At 52.4% G+C, this 14,557-nt stretch carries 20 protein-coding genes; 14 read left to right on the top strand and 6 right to left on the bottom strand.

Going from position 1 to position 14,557, the window contains the following annotated elements; all coding sequences use genetic code 11:
• Positions 1-5 precede the first annotated feature (5 nt).
• Both NIZ92_RS11620 and NIZ92_RS11615 read right to left on the bottom strand, forming a co-directional pair.
• Positions 6-608, bottom strand: a complete 603-nt coding sequence (locus tag NIZ92_RS11620; protein ID WP_236780125.1) for a hypothetical protein — start codon at positions 606-608, stop codon at positions 6-8.
• Positions 609-768: 160 nt separating this feature from the next.
• Positions 769-1,149: a helix-turn-helix transcriptional regulator gene (locus NIZ92_RS11615; RefSeq protein ID WP_254001987.1), complete on the bottom strand. Its 381-nt coding sequence runs from the start codon at positions 1,147-1,149 to the stop codon at positions 769-771.
• A gap of 48 nt (positions 1,150-1,197) precedes the next feature.
• On the opposite strand from NIZ92_RS11615, the gene NIZ92_RS19695 reads away from it, so the two are divergent.
• Positions 1,198-1,458: a transcriptional regulator gene (locus NIZ92_RS19695; protein ID WP_367881669.1), complete on the top strand. Its 261-nt coding sequence runs from the start codon at positions 1,198-1,200 to the stop codon at positions 1,456-1,458.
• Positions 1,459-1,485: 27 nt separating this feature from the next.
• Here NIZ92_RS19695 and NIZ92_RS11610 read toward each other — a convergent pair whose 3' ends face one another.
• The 3 genes from NIZ92_RS11610 to NIZ92_RS11600 all read right to left on the bottom strand — a co-directional run bounded on the left by NIZ92_RS11610 (position 1,486) and on the right by NIZ92_RS11600 (position 2,937).
• The gene (locus NIZ92_RS11610; RefSeq protein ID WP_254001986.1) at positions 1,486-1,998 is read right to left on the bottom strand and encodes a hypothetical protein; all 513 of its coding nucleotides are present in this window, start codon (positions 1,996-1,998) and stop codon (positions 1,486-1,488) included.
• Between the two features lie 299 nt (positions 1,999-2,297).
• Entirely contained in the window at positions 2,298-2,666 is a 369-nt protein-coding gene (locus tag NIZ92_RS11605) for a DUF2513 domain-containing protein (protein ID WP_254001985.1), read from the bottom strand.
• Positions 2,667-2,733: 67 nt separating this feature from the next.
• On the bottom strand, positions 2,734-2,937 hold the full coding sequence (locus NIZ92_RS11600; protein WP_254001984.1) for a hypothetical protein: 204 nt from the start codon (positions 2,935-2,937) through the stop codon (positions 2,734-2,736).
• A 103-nt stretch (positions 2,938-3,040) separates the two neighbouring features.
• Here NIZ92_RS11600 and NIZ92_RS11595 point away from each other — a divergent pair, with 103 nt between their 5' ends.
• The 7 genes from NIZ92_RS11595 (at position 3,041) to NIZ92_RS11565 (ending at position 7,462) form a co-directional block, all read left to right on the top strand.
• Positions 3,041-3,562: a hypothetical protein gene (locus NIZ92_RS11595; protein WP_254001983.1), complete on the top strand. Its 522-nt coding sequence runs from the start codon at positions 3,041-3,043 to the stop codon at positions 3,560-3,562.
• Positions 3,559-3,819, top strand: coding sequence for a hypothetical protein (locus NIZ92_RS11590; protein ID WP_254001982.1), 261 nt, complete (start codon positions 3,559-3,561; stop codon positions 3,817-3,819). The genes NIZ92_RS11595 and NIZ92_RS11590 overlap by 4 nt, the downstream gene beginning before the upstream one ends.
• Positions 3,816-4,337: a hypothetical protein gene (locus tag NIZ92_RS11585; RefSeq protein ID WP_254001981.1), complete on the top strand. Its 522-nt coding sequence runs from the start codon at positions 3,816-3,818 to the stop codon at positions 4,335-4,337. The genes NIZ92_RS11590 and NIZ92_RS11585 overlap by 4 nt, the downstream gene beginning before the upstream one ends.
• Positions 4,334-5,080, top strand: coding sequence for a helix-turn-helix domain-containing protein (locus NIZ92_RS11580; RefSeq protein ID WP_254001980.1), 747 nt, complete (start codon positions 4,334-4,336; stop codon positions 5,078-5,080). Before NIZ92_RS11585 ends, NIZ92_RS11580 begins: the two co-directional genes overlap by 4 nt.
• 37 nt (positions 5,081-5,117) lie before the next feature.
• Positions 5,118-5,792 carry an ATP-binding protein gene (locus NIZ92_RS11575; protein WP_254001979.1) on the top strand — a complete coding sequence of 225 codons (675 nt, stop codon included), beginning with the start codon at positions 5,118-5,120 and terminating at the stop codon, positions 5,790-5,792.
• Positions 5,793-5,961: 169 nt separating this feature from the next.
• Positions 5,962-6,342, top strand: a complete 381-nt coding sequence (locus tag NIZ92_RS11570; RefSeq protein WP_254001978.1) for a hypothetical protein — start codon at positions 5,962-5,964, stop codon at positions 6,340-6,342.
• 733 nt (positions 6,343-7,075) lie between these two features.
• Positions 7,076-7,462: a hypothetical protein gene (locus tag NIZ92_RS11565; RefSeq protein WP_254001977.1), complete on the top strand. Its 387-nt coding sequence runs from the start codon at positions 7,076-7,078 to the stop codon at positions 7,460-7,462.
• Positions 7,463-7,538: 76 nt separating this feature from the next.
• Here NIZ92_RS11565 and NIZ92_RS11560 read toward each other — a convergent pair whose 3' ends face one another.
• A complete protein-coding gene (locus tag NIZ92_RS11560) occupies positions 7,539-7,859 on the bottom strand; it encodes a hypothetical protein (RefSeq protein WP_254001976.1) in 321 nt (106 codons plus the stop codon).
• A gap of 309 nt (positions 7,860-8,168) precedes the next feature.
• Between NIZ92_RS11560 and NIZ92_RS19690 the strand changes: the two genes are divergently transcribed.
• The 6 genes from NIZ92_RS19690 to NIZ92_RS11530 all read left to right on the top strand — a co-directional run bounded on the left by NIZ92_RS19690 (position 8,169) and on the right by NIZ92_RS11530 (position 14,508).
• Positions 8,169-8,540, top strand: coding sequence for an HNH endonuclease (locus tag NIZ92_RS19690; RefSeq protein WP_367881668.1), 372 nt, complete (start codon positions 8,169-8,171; stop codon positions 8,538-8,540).
• Between the two features lie 84 nt (positions 8,541-8,624).
• Complete coding sequence (locus NIZ92_RS11550; protein WP_254001975.1) at positions 8,625-9,104, top strand: phage terminase small subunit P27 family; 480 nt, start codon at positions 8,625-8,627, stop codon at positions 9,102-9,104.
• A 1-nt stretch (position 9,105) separates the two neighbouring features.
• The gene (locus tag NIZ92_RS11545; protein ID WP_254001974.1) at positions 9,106-10,827 is read left to right on the top strand and encodes a terminase large subunit; all 1,722 of its coding nucleotides are present in this window, start codon (positions 9,106-9,108) and stop codon (positions 10,825-10,827) included.
• Positions 10,828-10,968: 141 nt separating this feature from the next.
• Positions 10,969-12,204 carry a phage portal protein gene (locus tag NIZ92_RS11540; RefSeq protein ID WP_254001973.1) on the top strand — a complete coding sequence of 412 codons (1,236 nt, stop codon included), beginning with the start codon at positions 10,969-10,971 and terminating at the stop codon, positions 12,202-12,204.
• Positions 12,201-13,142, top strand: a complete 942-nt coding sequence (locus NIZ92_RS11535; protein WP_254001972.1) for a S49 family peptidase — start codon at positions 12,201-12,203, stop codon at positions 13,140-13,142. The genes NIZ92_RS11540 and NIZ92_RS11535 overlap by 4 nt, the downstream gene beginning before the upstream one ends.
• A 61-nt stretch (positions 13,143-13,203) precedes the next feature.
• Entirely contained in the window at positions 13,204-14,508 is a 1,305-nt protein-coding gene (locus NIZ92_RS11530; protein WP_254001971.1) for a phage major capsid protein, read from the top strand.
• Positions 14,509-14,557: the final 49 nt, after the last annotated feature.

Raw genomic sequence — 14,557 nt, 5'->3', positions numbered from 1 at the left:
ATAATCTATTTGTCATTGCTAGCTTTTTGCTGCGCATCGTTGAGCTCAATATCGTCCCAAATATCCACAGTTGCTGGATTAATAGGAGTTGCTGGTGGCACTTCATTTCCAACAGCATAAATTATGCTATTACCAGAGGAAAGGCTCCATTCACTAACTTTTTCTTGGAAAACGTTATACCCGGCAAAGACCACACGATCTTCTTGGTCCTGTGACATGGCTCTATCGATGATAAACCGCCACATTACAGGATGAGCCGGATCTTCTGCGAACAAGTTATCTTGGGCGTTACGGCGAAAAAAACCTGCTTTACTGGGATCTTCGACATCATCTCTAAAAAAGCGGAATGGCACCCCATCGATTGTAGGGGTGACATCCATGTTTGAATTAATCAGGCCTAACCACGGATAGGCACGATCGGTCGCTAGAGATATCAATAGGTTACGAGAGCGCCCAAAGCATGCCGTTTCCCTCACCCAGTTATCGTCCAGTTCAGTGGTTAGTTGCATCATTGTTTGATGCCGCACCTTTAGTAGATGATCAGCGATAATTTGCAGGCGGTCGTCCGACAGGCATGCATAGAAGGACTGAGGTAAAGGAAGAGTCATGAGTTTGCATTTCCGATGTTTTGTCAACCAGATTTTCTTGCAAATTTCCTAATCTGTCAACCTGTGTGATGAATAAAAAGGAGCCAAACGGCTCCTTGTCTCTTCCTACTCAGTCCTTCTTACGTACAGCCTCCCTGGGCTGGGTCACGTTTCCTATCATTCACTTGCTCTCGTCTTTCTTTACGTCCAGGCCGAGCTGGGCGGCGGACAGGAGGATGACTGCCTCAAGACCGGCTTGATCATGGGGGGCGAGGCCCTCAACCTTGTCTTTACTCACTTTTCTGAATGGCCATGCGGACTCCGTGATTATCGGCGCATCAAGCCCAGGCAGTGGCATCTCGAACCCTGTTATTTGGACGATCTTGATTAAGTTTCCAAAAGACGGTTCATGCCGTCCGACTTCCCAAGCTGAGATATTTGCTTTCGTAAGGCCGAGCTGCTCCGCAAGCTGATCTTGAGTCAGCTCTTTGTACTGCCTTGCGGCTTTGATCCATTCATTTAGCTTCATGTGGCCGAGTGTAGAGAAAATCTGTACATGCATGGTCTATTTAATATTGACTAAAAAGTATAGAAATCCTATACTTCGATCATGAAAACCACAGAACCTATCCATCCTCTTCAGGTAGCGGCCCAGAAATTTGGGTCGGAGGCGGCCTTGGCCCGTGCAATTGGAGTGACGCGTGGCGCCATGAATCAGTGGAAAAACCCAGGTCGCGAAGTGCCTGCAAAGCATGCGCCTCTTATTGAGTCTCTCACTGGCGTTTCCTGCGAACGACTATGTCCATCAGTGAACTGGGCGGTGGTGCGAGGTTCAGGAATCCCAAACTATGCGGAGCGCGCAAATGTGTGATCCAGAAAAGCGAGCAGCGGGAGGGGATCACCGGCGCATAACCCCTACCGGTTGGAGCAAAGGCCTTGGCTTACGGGGAGGGTCGTTTTGAAAACGGTATTGAGTTTTGCACGAAGGACAGTTTGCAAGACGCTTCTTGTCGCCTTGGAACTGGAGTATCGATTTCACCGCACGGTTATCCAAGCATCCCTGACAAAGGTAATGCTCGGGTTCTCCGTCCCTGCTCGCTTCCTTCACACGAAATACATAGATCCCAGGATAGGGCTCGACCAGCTCATAGCGATCACGCTCAGCACGAAGTTTTTCAAGTTCGCGAACTTGCTCTTCAAGGTAGTGCACGCGAGTCAGAAGCGCTCGCTCGCTCTCGGTGGCTTGAAGGCGATCCTTTTGCATGGAGAGTACCTCAGCTCCGAGATGTATCAGTTGAACCGTCAGTTCATGGGTAGCCGCCGTGATCTTTGCTTCATCGAGCGTCTCTACCGCCGTTCTGTATGCGGTGACCCCTTGCGTCACGCTCGAGATTAAACCCATTACGTCCATGCCTTTTCCTTTGTCGAATTAAGAACAGATTTTTGAGGAACCCCATATGCCCAACACCCCTGATCCAAAACCCGACGACCGCATCCCCATCGGTCCCCCTGACTGCATTACGAAAGGGGGCGCACATGTCTAGTTTCCCGCAACGCATCGCAGGACTTGCTGATTCCTGGATGAGGCGTAGCGGGTCTTCACTGAGCCACCGCCACATCCACAGTGCTTTGGATTTTGCAGTTGGAGCTGAGGGGCTCAGTGCTGAGGATCGCATTCTGCGAGCTGCAGCTTGTGATCTTTATGACGCCTTAAGCGCTGCCCCTGAGGGTCGGCAAGCCTTGAGTGATCTCGGTTTTAAGCCACTCCCTGAGAATCGAGAAGGTAAATGATGCGGATGGTTTTAGAACGGTTTCCTTTGCCTTTTTCCACAACGTATCGCTACGGATTTCGTCAGCAAAGTTACAGCCATCCCAAGTAAGGCGTTTTATCGCTGCGTTTGTGGTGCCTTCAAGGTAGTCGGTAATGGTCGCCTCTACGAGACCAGCTTGTTTCATCCATCTGGCGTGTTCAGCAAAAACAGCAGGGTCAATACCCTCCACGCCTTCGAGCCACTTTAGGGGTGGCAACTGCTCGGCAGCAAGTGTGATTTTACGAACCAAGTCCATATCTCGCTTCACGGTCAATTCCTTTCAGAAAAGTTTAGTTACTTGCATCTCTAAGCATAGCTGATCGGGATTGACCACCTCAATGAACAGTAACGGCCCCCAGTTCACCCAGGCCATGCCGTTCATTCCAGACAAGCCGGTCATAGATGCCGGTGATGTGCTCATCGGTAGGGCAGTTGAAGGCCTGATAGGCCAGTTCAGTAGCCCTATCAATGATTTCAAAGCGGGGGAGTTCAGTTTTATCCATCCCCGCATTTTCAGACCCAGTACCTAATTTTTCCATTTGCAGTTCCCACTCCCGATTAATCACTACGTACTTTTCACACTTTTACTGTAGCGATTGTGAGGGGAGGGCGAAACGCTGAAATACACAGGAGTTCAGCCCAATGACAAGACGTTTTTCCTCTCTGAACTGGCGAGACGCGCTCTACAGTGCTGTCCGCCAGGCCCCAGGCGGCGTTGGCGCGGCTGCCGTGTTTCTCTCTGACCGTCGTGCCGTCTCCATCCATCCCGAGTCTCTGCGCCGGAAACTGACCGGTGGTGAGCAGCTGGACTTGGACATGGCCTTCTTGCTCACCGAATGGCTGGAAGAGCTGGCCGACTGCCGTGAAAGCGCCCGTGACTGGTTGATTGCTGCTGCCCAACAGGGCGGTTTGAGCGTGGTTGAAATGCCCCCTGAGCCTGAAGGCGGATTCACCAACGAGGCTGGCGCCCTAAATGAAAAGGCGCTTAAGGCTGCTGCTGAACTGGGCCAAATGTGTAGCGCAATCACAGGCACTACAGCGGACGGCAAAGTGACCTTTGAAGAGCGCGAGATGGTGGTGGCCAAGGCCCGCGATTTGATCGTGCTGTGTTTCCGCATCATCCGCAACGTGACCCGCTGGCACCGTAAGGAGGCATCGGCATGACAAAAGCACCCTACGGCCAGTACTACACCGACCTGTACAAGCTGGGCTGGTTTAACAGCCCCCAGGTATGCAAGGTTCTGAAAGTCGCTTTCGATCAAGAGCCGCATGAGCGCCAGCGGCAGATTAAAGAAAAGTTGTATGCAGAGTTAGGCACCGACAGCCTGGCCAAAGTGAACCCACAGCACTTCGTGCGCACACTGGATGGCATGGGCCTGTTCTTCACGCTGCCCACCTCTTTGAAGGATCAGTTGCGATGAAGAAAACAGAATGGCCCCAGCGTACACAACTGCAGCGCCGCCAGGCACTTAAGCGCAGCGCGTTCAAAGCCAAGCCAAAGGAAAAGAAGGGTCCGAGCCTTGGGCAGCGTATTGCCCAGATAGTCGGAACAGCCCTGCAGCATCGGCCCAAGCCCGTAGCTGTTTACCGCTCCGAGCAGCACCGCCGCAACGTAGCAGCACTGCCATGCGCCAATTGTGGTCGCTGGCACCGGTCCCAAGCTGCCCACATGAACGGCGTGGAGTTCGGTAAAGGGTTGGGCCTGAAAGTATCTGATGCCTTAATGTTCCCCCTGTGCACCGATAACGCCTGGGGGCGGGGATGTCACAGCATGCTGGACCAGGGCGGGATCTACGACAAGGCCACCGCAGTGGGCCTGCAGATTACTTGGCTGCACCAGACACGCGATGAATTGAAACGCCTGGGCCAATGGCCCGAGGAAGCCGACCGCGACGTAGAGACGTTTGTGGGGGCGTATTTGAGGAGGCAACTGACATGAGCACACTCATCATGTCCCAATGCTGGCCATTGCAGGGGATGACTCCTGCTCAGAAGGCCGTACTGGTATCCCTGGCAGACAATGCCAACGATCAAGGCGTGTGCTGGCCTTCAGTGGAGAGCATCGCCATGCGTACCTGCTTGTCAGAGCGTTCTGTTCAAAACTCGATCAAGTGGTTGATTGAGCAAGGCGCGCTACATGCTCAGCAGCGCAATGGTCGCTCGACTGTGTACACCGTAACCCCCGCAGCATTTGCACCCCCGCAGCAATTGCGGGGTGCAAATAAAGACGAAACCCCCGCAAATAACGACACAACCCCCGCAGCATTTGCACCCACCCCCGCAGTAGCTGCACCCAGAACCGTCAATGAACCATCAAGGAACCGTAAGGAACCATCAAATACAGTTGCGGGAAAGAAATCTAAGCAGACGGACGATATCGACGTCGAACTGCCCGACTGGTTGCCAGCAGATGCCTGGGCGGATTGGGTGGAGCACCGACGGGAGATCAAGGCGCCGTTGACGCAGAGAGCGGCAGAGCTGTCGATCAAGACGCTTGCGAAACTCAAGGTCCAGGGAAACAACCCGGTGGAGGTGATCGAGCAGAGCGTGCTGTCGGGCAGGTGGACGGCACTGTACCCGGTGAAGGATCGACATGGCGGTCAAGGTGCCGCTGGCAACAAGCACACGAACTTCGATGGCAAAAACTACGGGGAGGGCATTGGCGATGATGGTCGTTTCTAACCTTGACGGGATGTTGTCTGAGCTGGAGAACTCCACGATGAACGCTCTTGCGGCTGGCAAAGACCCGAAGGTCATGATCGAGGAAGAGATCCGACGCATTCAGGCAGGTGTGGCAGCAGATCGGGCCAAGACGATTTCGCATTCAGTCCTGTCCCGTGCCGCTATTCCCCCACGCTTTGCCGACCGACGCCTGAGCAACTATCAGCCCACTTGCCCGGAAGCGGCCAAAGCGCTGCAGGTTGCCCAGCAGTACGCGGACAGCTTCAGCCAGGCGGTTAAGACGGGCCGTAGTCTGATTCTCATTGGCAACGTGGGGGCGGGTAAGACACACCTAGCTGTGGGGATCGCTCACGAGGTGATGCAGCAGGGATATTCGGCACTGTTTGCTTCAGTCATGGGGGCGGTACGCAGCATTAAGGAAACCTACGGGCGCCGTGAACTGACCGAATCGCAAGCCATCGCTCGACTGGTTGAGCCTGACCTGTTGATCCTGGACGAGGTCGGCGTGCAGTTCAGCAGCGACACAGAGCGTCTGTACCTGTTCGAGATTTTGAATGGCCGGTACGAGAACATGCGACCCACCATTGTGATCAGCAATCTGGACATGGCTGGCATAGAGGACTGCCTGGGCCAGCGGGTCTTTGACCGATTACGGGAGGGAGACGGTCGGGCTGTGACGTTTGCCTGGGAGAGCTATCGGGGGCGTGGATGAGTCCGCAGAAGCGGGAAGCGGCAGAGAAGGCAATGCAAAAGTTGGATGGACAGGCAGTGGTGAACCCGGAGCGAGATCACAGAGCATGGGCAAAGAGGATTCTCGCAAACCCAGCAGGGCGGTCACCAACTGTGATTTGGATGGCTCAGCAAGCAGTAGGAGATAGGGAATGGTTGAAGTAACAGGATTGGCGCTGGTGTTGCCTTGGCCCGATATGCGGCTGATGCCCAACCGCAAGAACGGTCGGCACTGGGGCGCTAGTCAGTCAGCCAAGGAGCAGGCAAGACGCGATGGGCGTGTGGCGGCATCGATTGAGCTCGGGCGGCGGCTTTTCGTGGGCGGTGGCCGCATCCCAGTGAAAGTGACGTTCATGTCGCCAGACCGCAGGGGTAGAGATCTGGACAACCTGCTGGCCTGCATCAAGCCGCAGATCGACGGTATTGCCAAAGCCTTGGGAGTGGATGACAAACGGTTTCGACCGCTGATTATTGATGATGGACTTGACCCAGCCAAGCGCGGGTATCTGAAGATTGACGTGGGGGAAGTATGAAATCGCAGATTGAAATATTGTTGGGCGAGTGGGGGTGTTGGAAGCGTGGTGAGAACCGTACGGGTCTAGGCTATCCATCGCGCAGCGCCTTCCAGCAGATGCGAGTAGATGGCAGTCGTGGGGTAGAGGTGGAGGTGGCCTTGGTGGACGATGACCTGCGTCGCGTTGCTGATGAAGTCGAGCTACTGCACCCAGATTATCGCGCAATCCTAACGGCCCATTACATTGCGCCAGGCCCAGTCAAGACAAAGGCTGACCGACTGTCGACCTCGGTGCGTATCTACTACACCACGCTAGAGCATGCTCATCGCGTCTTATCGCATGCGATGGGCGGGCGTTATCGAACGGGATACGAGCCTAAATTGTGCGCACACATTGCAGGAGCGTGCGCACAGATATAGACTGTTTTCCGTAGGCTGGATACTGCTCAGCCCAAAGATTTAAGCTCCTCCGGAAGCGGCGGGGCTTTTTTATGTGTCTTATCGATTGGCTGTGAACAGCGTGACCTAAAAGAATGTCAGCGCTCGGGCAGCTTGTGAATTGCGAGTTTAGGTCGATGCTGTGGTGCCGAGGTTTGTTTGTTATTTCCATCTAGTAGTTAAAAGTGGTGGCTTATTTTGGTTTTTGGTGTATATTTGTTTTGTCTCATGTCCGCATGAGCGCTTAAATGTTTTTGCTAGCGCGCGAAGTGAGGCCCAACTAATCAAGTCACCAAACAGACTAAGGAGTCTATATGTCGACGACCAAAGTAAAACTTACTGCTGAATCCACGGCTAAGCTTTTGCTAACTAATGCGCATCTGTATAGCGAAGAGAAGGGGAAGGAGGTATCACGCTTCCGAGTCTCTAAGGCTTCCGTGCGGAGAATATCGGGGTATGGCAATCTGTCGCCTAAGTTCCTTGGCTCGCTCAAAGAAGAGTTGCTCGAACTGAATTGGCTGCTGTTCGATCTTACTGATGCTGAGTTTGGGGTGTTTCTGATTGCTAAAGCAGGCTCTTGGGTTCGTTTAGGGTCAAATCGTGTGATGGCTTACCGTCGATCCGATTCCCCCGAGGCTACAATTGCTGAGCTCTTTGATGAATGTTTCCCCCCCGAAGAGGTTGAGGACATTGACGACTAGTAGCAAGTATTTAAACTCATAGAATTTATTATTTAGGCCCCTCCGGAAACGGTGGGGCTTTTTTTATATAGGCTGATTATTCAGTAGGTCGGTTTTTAGTGGATGAAGGGAACTTAGTGGCAAGGATCTTTCTTGCTTCAGTAAATATATTACTGAGATGTGTTTGGGCGTGGAGTTTATCGCGTTGGTCGTGAGAGAAGACTCCCTCATTCTTGTCAAGCTCAGCTATTAGGACCTGCAAAATATTGAGTGCCCTGTCATCGCCTTGTTCGCTAGATTTTGCGGCTAGAGCCAAGGCGGCACCTATCGCAATAGATTGTGCTTCCAATTCGGCATAGACGCGTTTTTGGAATCCTTCCGGAGTATCGGCGTATGCCACGCTAAAAGTCTTTGCCATTGCAGCCTCCTGTTTCGGTATAGGGCTTTAGATGTTAACAGCCGATTTGAAGGAGGAGGGTATGGTTGCTTTTAAATCTCATGGTGTAGCTCGCGGATTCGCATGATAGCTGTGACCCTTTCCGCCTCAGATGGATGATGCACTGAATTGCACGCTTTCTTCAATTTTTGAGTAGCAAATAAAACGATATGGAATTCGTGACTGAAATTGGTTCTTAAATGAATCGGGGGGCCTGAGAAAGTAGGGCTCGTAAGGGGGATTCGAACCTTGTGCTATCTCTGCTTAAGAAAGATTAGAGGGTAGATATTAATGGTTAAAAGAACGCAGACACCGTGCAGGGTGAAGACATGTAGACAGCCGCATAGGAATGCTGGGGGATACTGCGATGAACATATAGCCTTGGCCTCCGGATGGAATGCGCCGGAGCGGGGCAGCTCCTCGCAGCGCGGTTACGGAGCAGCCTGGCGGCGCAAACGCAAGGCGGTGCTTCAACGTGACTATCATCAATGCAGAATGTGTGCAGCTAAAGGGCAGGTTACTTATGGCAACGAGGTGGATCACATCACCCCTAAATCAGAGGGTGGTACTGATGACCTTGAGAACTTACAAACCATTTGCGGGGACTGCCATAAAGCGAAAACGCTCAAGGAATCGAGTCAGCGTAGGGTAGGGGGGGTATAGAAACAAAATGCCTTCCAGACGTATGACCGCCCGTCTAGTGAAATTTTTATACCCGCGAAAAATGAAATTTAGTGAGAGGGGCTTATGGCAGGCGTTCCGGGGCGATCAGGTCGGAGGCCAAAACCGACAGAGCGCAAGGTAGCTACAGGCAACCCAGGTAAACGCGCCCTCAATAAGGAGGCTCCTGAATTTGGTGGCATTGTCAATGTTGACTCCCCGAGTTGGCTCGTTGGAGCGGGAAGGGAGCTATGGGAGCATTTGGCCCCATTACTTTGCGCACAACAGGTTTTGCAAGGCACAGATCTTCAAAATCTTGAGTTTTACTGTGCGGCCTATGGAAGGTTCCGATTAGCGGAAGAGGAGATCGCCAAGAACGGGATCACTGTATTAGGGGTGCAGGGCGGGGTAGTAAAAAACCCGGCAGCGACAATCATTAACGAGGCTACAAGGCAAATGGCAACCTTCGGATCTTTGCTTGGCCTCGACCCATCCAGTCGACAGAGACTGTTGGGCCCCAAGGGAGACGACCCCGCTGCTGAACTGGCCGGCATCTTAAACATGTGACATGTCAAAAGCGAAGTTTCCACGGGTAGCTGCAGCTACGCAGTTCGCCCGTGATGCTGTGCGCGGCAAGATTCCATGCTGCCGGTATATCAAGCAAGCCTGCCAGCGTCACCTAGATGACCTTGGGGAAAGTAAAAAACGTGAATATCCGTATAAGTTTGACCCGGCACAAGCCGAGAAAAAAATCAAACTTATCGAGTATTTGCCGCACACGAAAGGTAAATGGGCTAAGGAGAAAAAGAGAATCGCCCTAGAGCCTTGGCAGCTTTTTGGCATTGCTTGCACGTTTGGTTGGGTACGCAAGAAAAATGGCTTACGGCGCTTCCGTGAGTCTTATTGGGAGGTTCCACGTAAGAACGGGAAAAGCGTAATTGGTGCTGGTGTTGGCCTGGGTATGTTCTGCGCTGATGGTGAGTTTGGCGCTGAGGTATATAGCGGTGCAACGACAGAGAAGCAGGCATGGGAAGTATTTAGACCTGCTCGCTTGATGGTCGAGCGAACCCCAGAGCTCAAACGGCTTTTGGGTATTGAAGTGAATGCAGGGAACATGAACCGGCCTGAAGATGGCAGTAGGTTTGAGCCGGTGATTGGTAATCCTGGGGATGGGGCGTCACCGTCCTGTGCTGTCGTAGATGAATATCATGAACACATCGCTGACGATTTGTACGTCACCATGCAGACAGGGATGGGAGCGCGGGACCAGGCCCTGATGTTCATTATTACGACAGCGGGGGCCAATATTTCTGGGCCGTGCTATGACAAGCGCCAAGAAGTGATTGAGATGCTTGAGGGCATCGTTCCGAATGATGAGCTGTTTGGCTGGATTTGGACCATAGATCCTGAGGATGACTGGACAGACCCCAACGTATTGGCGAAAGCTAATCCAAACATGGGGGTATCGGTTCGAGAGGACTACTTAGTTTCTCAGCAGCAGCAGGCTATACGCAGAGCGCGTTTTGCGGCCACATTCAAAAATAAGCATTTGAATGTGTGGACAGCCGCCAAAAGTGGTTTCTACAACATGGCTAAGTTTGGTGCAGACCCGTGCATCGACCGGAGCCTGACGTTAGAACGTTTTTCCGGTTGGGATTGTGTGTTGGGGTTGGACCTGGCCTCAAAAATTGACCTGACAGCCATGGTTAAGCTGTTTCATGAAGTGATTGACGGGAGGGTTCATTACTACTGTGTAGCCCCTACTTTTTGGGTTCCAGAGGATACCGTCGAAGGGACTGAAAACCGCCGTATGGCTGACCGCTACCAGAGCTGGGTGGCTTCTGGTCACTTAATTCAGACACAGGGGGCGGAAATTGATTATCGCGATATTCTCGCTGAGGCATTAGAGGTGAATAGGCTCACCCCTGTTGTCGCTTCCCCTATTGACCCGCACGGAGCGGCCAATTTGTCCCATCAATTAGACGATGAGGGGTTAAGCCCCATCACTATTGTCCAGAACTTCACAAACATGTCAGATCCAATGAAGGAGTTGGAAGCAGCTATTTTGGCTGGACGTTTTCATCACGATGGCCATCCGATACTGAGTTGGTGTGTTTCTAACGTAGTGGGGCGGCATTTGCCTGGCAGCGACGATATTGTGCGACCGACAAAGCAGCAGGCAGATAACAAAATCGATGGAGCCACCGCGCTAATTATGGCGATTGGTCGCACTATGCTGCCGATTGCTAAAGAAGAAGCCAGCATTTATGAGCAAGGAGTAGGGATTTGAATCGTCAGGAAAAAATAGCATTAGGGTGCATGCTTGCTGGTTTCATTTCGTTAGTCAGTGGCATTGCTCAGATATCGCCAGCGGGAGCTGCCGTGGTGGGTGGCGTTCTACTGATTGCTTTTGGAATAGGACTGGACCGAAATGCTGTTTAGAAGAGCCACCGATAGCGGGCAGGGCGGCTCTGGCTGGCTTTCTGGTTTGTTGGGCGGGGTTCGTTCTGCCGCTGGCCAAGACGTAAATGCCAAGAGTTCAATGGCAATTCCTGTGCTGCAGAACTGTGTGTCATTGCTTGCCGAGAGTGTTGCGCAGCTACCCGTTGAGTTATACCGTCGGCTACCTGATGGCGGTAGAGAGGCCGCCACTGACCACCCGTTGTACAAAATTCTGAAATACAGACCGAACCCTTGGCAAACCTCGTTTGAGTATCGAGAGTTTAGCCAGATGTCTGCTGGTCTGCGGGGTAACTCATATAGCTATATCGAGCGAAATGGGGATGGGGAGATTACTGGGCTTTACCCGATGGACCCCGATAGCATCACCGTTTGGAAAGGAGCAGACCTGTGCCCCTACTATCAAATATCGGGGAGCGATGAGAGGCTGGCGCAGCGACACTTTCATCATGTTCGCTGGCTGTCATTTGACAATTATGTCGGAGCATCGCCAATAGCTCTTCATGCCAATTCTATTGGCTATTCCCTGGCACTGTCAGAGTATGCAGCTAAGTCGTTTGTTAATGGAACGGCGCTCTCAGGCGTGCTGGAACGCCCTGCCGGATCGGTCATTAAGGACCAGAAGGTAATTGATGACTTAACTACATCTTGGCAGGATCGATTTGGTGGATCTTCCAACAAAGGAAAGGTCGCGTTTCTTCAAGAGGGAATGACGTTTAAGCCCCTTTCGATGAGCAACGTCGATGCCGAATTGATAAAGGCCTTGGTGTTGACGGGCGCAGACATGGCGCGGATCTGGAAAATTCCATTGCCTATGCTGGCTGTGATGGAGGGGGCGACCTACAACAACGTTGAAAATCTCCAAATCCAGTTTGTTATTTATGCGCTGTTGCCATGGATCAGGCGCCACGAAAGCGCCATGCAGCGTGATTTTCTCCGATTGGATGAAATGGATGAGCTATATATCGAGTTCAACATTGGCGGACTTCTCCGAGGTAACCAAGAAGCGCGATATAAAGCCTATGCCATTGCCAGGCAGTGGGGGTGGTTGTCCGTGAACGACATTCGCAAGCTGGAAAACCTGCCGCCCATTGCAGGTGGCAATGTGTACTTGCAGCCGTTGAATATGGTCGATGCCACCACTGGGCTTCCCACAAAAACAGACGAGGCTCAAGCTTTGAGCGAAATACATAAGGTGCTTCAATGAAAAATCATCACCGCTTAATCAGCTTGATATTCAACACGCCACAACTCATTCGAGAGGATGTGCTGGATCTGGGTGTGCATTGGGCAAATCAGGCGATGAACCTGAATATTGTCAATATTCACGGCGTTACACAGATGCAGTCCGAGGCCGCAGACCCCCAGATGGCCTCGCCTTCTGAGAGACGCTTGCAGTCCGCTCAAGATACTGGTGTGTATGTATTACCTGTTCATGGGGTGCTGGTATCACGTAACACGCATCTTGATCCGTGTTACTCCATGACGAGTTATGAAGAAATACGCGGGATGTTGAATGCAGCGCTGAATGACCCAAGCGTCGAACATATTGTTCTGGATATAGATAGCCCTGGAGGCTCGACGTTGGGTTGTTTTGAGTTGGTTGACGATATATATGCTGCGCGTGCAATAAAGCCAATCACTGCAATCTCCAACTTTGGTGCGTATTCGGCAGGATTTGCTATTGCATCGGCTGCCTCAAGAATTATTGTTTCGCGCAGCTCTGGCGTGGGTTCTGTGGGTGTCATTGCTCGTCATGTGGATCTGAGCAAGCGTCATGAACAGCAAGGCATTAAGATCACTTCGGTTTTTGCTGGTGCACGTAAGGACGACTTGGCCAGCCATGCGCCGTTGACTGAGGGGGCAGAGCAGTGGTTAACAGATTTGGTCAATGACCATTATGAGACCTTCACCAGCATTGTTGCTCGGAACCGTGGCTTGTCGGTTGCATCAGTAAAGGAAACTGAGGCCGGTGTGTTCTTTGGGCAAAAAGCTGTTGACTTGGGCTTTGCGGATTCAGTTGAGTCACCGCAGGTGGCAGTAAACCGAATCGCAGCAGAGGTCGCACAGTTGCGTGCTGCATCTAAAAAGAGTGTCAGTGTGGCCTCCCGTGCGGCGGCTATGGAAATTCAAAATACTATTTAGGCGCGTTCGCGACTAAATGATGTCTCGCCACCTACGGGTGGCTTTTTTTATGGGGAAAACAATGCCTAAAGTGCATGAACTTCGTGCTGAACGCGCAAAAATTAATGAGCAAGTCCAAGCCCTGGCTGCCGCTGAAGTGGAAAACGGTAGCTTGACGGCTGAGCAACACGCTCAATTTTCTGATCTGTCGACCCAGTTCAAGGAGTTGACAGCCAAAATTGAGCGGGCCGAGCAGGCTGAAAGCATGGCAGCGCAAGCTGCAGTCCCAGTTCAGAGCCATGTTCGTACGGTGGGGGCCATTCCCGCCGTGCCGCGTGAGCCTGAAGCCAAGGGGGCCGGTATGGCTCGCATGGTTTTGGCCTTGGCGGCTGCGCAGGGTAACAACCAAGTGGCAGCCCAAATTGCAATGGATCGCGGTTATGGTGACATTGTTGCCGCATCATTGAACACCCTGACCCCTGGCGCTGGCGGTGTCCTGGTGCCTGAGAATCTCTCTACCGAAGTGATTGAGCTGCTCCGCCCTAAATCTGTGGTACGAAAGCTGGGCGCGCGTGGTATGCCGTTGAATAATGGCAATCTCACCATCCCGCGCTTAAAGGGCGGTGCTGTGGTTGGCTATATCGGGTCCGATTCCGATATTCCAACCAGTCAGCAAGAGTTCGATGACTTGAAGCTTTCGGCTAAGAAGCTGACCGGCTTGGTTCCCATCTCTAATGATTTACTTGCGACATCAAGCGCCAATCCAAATGTGGACCAAATCGTGGTGGGCGACCTTACCTCGGCCATGGGCACGCGTGAAGACAAGGCTTTTATCCGGGACAATGGCTCGGGAGATACTCCTAAAGGCCTGCGTTACTGGGCACCTACCCAGAATGTGTATGCGGCTGCACAACCCAAGCCAACCATTGCAGAGGTGTCGCTGGAGCTCAATAAGCTGGTGCTGGTTTTGGAGTCGTCTGATGCCAACATGACGGCAGTCGGCTGGGTGATGGCACCACGTACAAAACGTTTCCTGCAGGCATTGCGTGACGGCAACGGTAATAAGGTTTATCCAGAATTGGATCAGGGCTTCTTGATGGGTTACCCCGTGGGCTCGACGACTCAAATCCCGACAAATCTGGCCGTGGGTGCTGACTCCAATGGTTCCGAGGTCTACCTGGCTGACTTTGGTGATTGTTTCATTGGCGAGGATAGCCAACTGGTTATCGACTTCTCCAAAGAGGCGACCTATATCGATGGCGAAGGCAAAACGGTGTCGGCTTTCCAGCGCGACCAAACATTGGTGCGTGTGATTGCCAAGCATGACTTTGGCCCACGTCACGTCGAATCTGTTGCAGTTCTGACAGATGTTCAATGGGGCGCTTAATCCTGCTTTAACTGAGGGTGCTTGGTGCACCCTTCTTTTTTGGAGTTGT

This window comes from Alcaligenes sp. 1735tsa3, assembly GCF_024134565.1.
GTDB classification, from domain to species: Bacteria; Pseudomonadota; Gammaproteobacteria; order Burkholderiales; family Burkholderiaceae_B; genus Alcaligenes; species Alcaligenes phenolicus.
The sequence above is the reverse complement of the archived record's forward strand: the minus strand, read 5'-3'. Positions and strand labels throughout refer to the sequence as shown.

Coding starts and splice junctions, on each gene's coding strand:
- NIZ92_RS11590 (WP_254001982.1), top strand. CDS start 3,559: ATGACAAAAGCACCCTACGGCCAGTACTACACCGACCTGTACAAGCTG.
- NIZ92_RS11600 (WP_254001984.1), bottom strand. CDS start 2,937: ATGGAAAAATTAGGTACTGGGTCTGAAAATGCGGGGATGGATAAAACT.
- NIZ92_RS19690 (WP_367881668.1), top strand. CDS start 8,169: ATGGTTAAAAGAACGCAGACACCGTGCAGGGTGAAGACATGTAGACAG.
- NIZ92_RS11565 (WP_254001977.1), top strand. CDS start 7,076: ATGTCGACGACCAAAGTAAAACTTACTGCTGAATCCACGGCTAAGCTT.
- NIZ92_RS11585 (WP_254001981.1), top strand. CDS start 3,816: ATGAAGAAAACAGAATGGCCCCAGCGTACACAACTGCAGCGCCGCCAG.
- NIZ92_RS11580 (WP_254001980.1), top strand. CDS start 4,334: ATGAGCACACTCATCATGTCCCAATGCTGGCCATTGCAGGGGATGACT.
- NIZ92_RS11595 (WP_254001983.1), top strand. CDS start 3,041: ATGACAAGACGTTTTTCCTCTCTGAACTGGCGAGACGCGCTCTACAGT.
- NIZ92_RS11560 (WP_254001976.1), bottom strand. CDS start 7,859: ATGGCAAAGACTTTTAGCGTGGCATACGCCGATACTCCGGAAGGATTC.
- NIZ92_RS11535 (WP_254001972.1), top strand. CDS start 12,201: ATGAAAAATCATCACCGCTTAATCAGCTTGATATTCAACACGCCACAA.
- NIZ92_RS11570 (WP_254001978.1), top strand. CDS start 5,962: ATGGTTGAAGTAACAGGATTGGCGCTGGTGTTGCCTTGGCCCGATATG.
- NIZ92_RS11545 (WP_254001974.1), top strand. CDS start 9,106: ATGTCAAAAGCGAAGTTTCCACGGGTAGCTGCAGCTACGCAGTTCGCC.
- NIZ92_RS11540 (WP_254001973.1), top strand. CDS start 10,969: ATGCTGTTTAGAAGAGCCACCGATAGCGGGCAGGGCGGCTCTGGCTGG.
- NIZ92_RS19695 (WP_367881669.1), top strand. CDS start 1,198: ATGAAAACCACAGAACCTATCCATCCTCTTCAGGTAGCGGCCCAGAAA.
- NIZ92_RS11620 (WP_236780125.1), bottom strand. CDS start 608: ATGACTCTTCCTTTACCTCAGTCCTTCTATGCATGCCTGTCGGACGAC.
- NIZ92_RS11530 (WP_254001971.1), top strand. CDS start 13,204: ATGCCTAAAGTGCATGAACTTCGTGCTGAACGCGCAAAAATTAATGAG.
- NIZ92_RS11610 (WP_254001986.1), bottom strand. CDS start 1,998: ATGGACGTAATGGGTTTAATCTCGAGCGTGACGCAAGGGGTCACCGCA.
- NIZ92_RS11615 (WP_254001987.1), bottom strand. CDS start 1,149: ATGCATGTACAGATTTTCTCTACACTCGGCCACATGAAGCTAAATGAA.
- NIZ92_RS11575 (WP_254001979.1), top strand. CDS start 5,118: ATGAACGCTCTTGCGGCTGGCAAAGACCCGAAGGTCATGATCGAGGAA.
- NIZ92_RS11550 (WP_254001975.1), top strand. CDS start 8,625: ATGGCAGGCGTTCCGGGGCGATCAGGTCGGAGGCCAAAACCGACAGAG.